The following is a 1,040-nucleotide window of genomic DNA, read 5'->3' as shown; positions in this document are numbered from 1 at the left end:
TCAGCAGAACTTCGCCTGCATTTTGATTAATCATATCTACAATAACTTTTATTAATGTGGATTTCCCTGCGCCATTTGGTCCAATTAAACCGACACATTCCCCTGATTGCAACTCTATAGAGAAATCATTGACGGCAATTTTATCTTTAAATATTTTTGTTACATTCCTAATCTCCAATTTCAAAATCTCTCACTTTCCTTTCGTCCTAAAACAAAGTATAGAATTGGACCAATAATATTGATAAAAATAATAATCAGCGTCCAAATAGGTACATTTTCCCTTGTCTTTCTATGACGGTATAAATCCAGTAAGGCAATGAAAACCAATAATGAACCTATAACAATAAATGGCAGGATAAAAGGGATAAAAGCCATAAAATCAATTTCCTTTAAGTCGTCCAATCCATAGTGTAGTTGCACTCCAATCACCTCTTCTCATTTATCTCAATCTCATTATTGATAATGATAATACAAAAGTGAGTTCGTTGCAATATTTAATCTCATTATTTATAATGAGATTAAATATTAATGAATAAGGTGATTCCTATGATCAATAAGGTTGAAATATTAATGCATCCAGTAAGAATGAAAATTTTACAAGCACTAATGAGGGATAAAGAAAATGGTCTAACACCATTAGAAATGGTAAAGATCATTAAAGAAGTACCCAAAGCAACGCTCTATCGACATATACAACTTTTGCTGGATGCAGGTATTATCCGAGTTATGAAAGAAAGAAAAGTAAAATCTGTGTCTGAAAAATATTACACATTAAATGAAAATGAGGCTAGACTTAATGTGAAGGAATGGAAAAAAGCATCTCATCAGGAGAAGCTTGATTATGTTTCCTATTACCAATTATCAGTTATGTCTCAATATCAGAGTTACCTTGAAAAATTAGAAAATCAAAACTTTCCAGAGGATGGTGCCACTTTTTCTCTAGTGGAATTAAAGATGAGTGATGAGAGGTTTAAACAATTTGAAAACGAATTAACCGAATTAATGACTAAATACTATCATGCTCCGAGCGAGAACAATGG

3 protein-coding genes are annotated in these 1,040 nt (G+C 31.9%); 1 reads left to right on the top strand and 2 read right to left on the bottom strand.

Features of this window, described 5'->3' with window-relative positions:
- Both ACRX5O_RS25190 and ACRX5O_RS25185 read right to left on the bottom strand, forming a co-directional pair.
- The coding region (locus ACRX5O_RS25190) for an ATP-binding cassette domain-containing protein (RefSeq protein WP_433908445.1) at nucleotides 1-184 on the bottom strand (184 nt) is incomplete at its 3' end.
- Nucleotides 181-420: a PLDc N-terminal domain-containing protein gene (locus ACRX5O_RS25185; RefSeq protein WP_433908444.1), complete on the bottom strand. Its 240-nt coding sequence runs from the start codon at nucleotides 418-420 to the stop codon at nucleotides 181-183. The genes ACRX5O_RS25190 and ACRX5O_RS25185, both read right to left, overlap by 4 nt.
- A 126-nt stretch (nucleotides 421-546) precedes the next feature.
- Between ACRX5O_RS25185 and ACRX5O_RS25180 the strand changes: the two genes are divergently transcribed.
- Nucleotides 547-1,040: helix-turn-helix domain-containing protein (locus tag ACRX5O_RS25180; RefSeq protein WP_433908443.1), on the top strand; the 494-nt coding region annotated here is incomplete at its 3' end.

It is taken from the genome of Robertmurraya mesotrionivorans (assembly GCF_050971805.1).
Classification (GTDB): Bacteria; Bacillota; Bacilli; order Bacillales; family Cytobacillaceae; genus Robertmurraya_A.
This window is presented reverse-complemented; position numbering and strand designations above follow the sequence as displayed.